This is a genomic window from Streptomyces sp. bgisy027, from assembly GCF_057710365.1.
The window spans coordinates 1-514 of sequence record NZ_JBYIVZ010000155.1 but is presented as its reverse complement, the minus strand read 5'-3'; the positions used below and the strand labels follow the sequence as shown (position 1 = coordinate 514).

Genomic DNA, 514 nt, shown 5'->3' with positions numbered 1-514 from the left:
AAGGCGGGGGATTCCAGCGGTCGCCCGCTGGGGTTCCTGCTTCACCGACGACTGCCCCGTCCGGGAGGACTCCCGTTGAGGTCTTACACCGTCTCCACAGGCAGACGCCGCCAGCCCGGCGGCCAGGATGTTGCGTGCCGCGGTCACGTCGCGGTCATGCACGGCGCCGCACTCGCACGTCCACTCGCGGACGTTCAGCGGCATCTTCGCCGCGACCGTGCCGCAGGTTCCGCACAGCTTCGAGCTGGGGAAGAAGCGGTCGATCACGACAAGTTCGCGCCCGTACCAGGCGCACTTGTACTCCAGCATGGAGCGCAGTTCCGTCCACGACGCGTCCGAGATGGCGCGCGCGAGCCTGCCGTTCTTCAGCAGGTTGCGGACGGTGAGGTCCTCGATCACGACCGTTTGGTTCTCACGGACGAGTCGAGTGGTCAGCTTGTGCAGGAAGTCGCGGCGCCGGTCAGCGATCCGCGCGTGGACCTTGGCGACACGCTTGCGGGCTTTCTCCCGGTTC

General features: G+C 67.3%; 1 protein-coding gene. It reads right to left on the bottom strand.

The annotated features are described in order from the left end of the window. Positions 1–514, bottom strand: a 514-nt coding sequence (locus AC3ETA_RS47845) for an RNA-guided endonuclease TnpB family protein (protein ID WP_432199180.1), incomplete at both ends; no start/stop codon positions are given.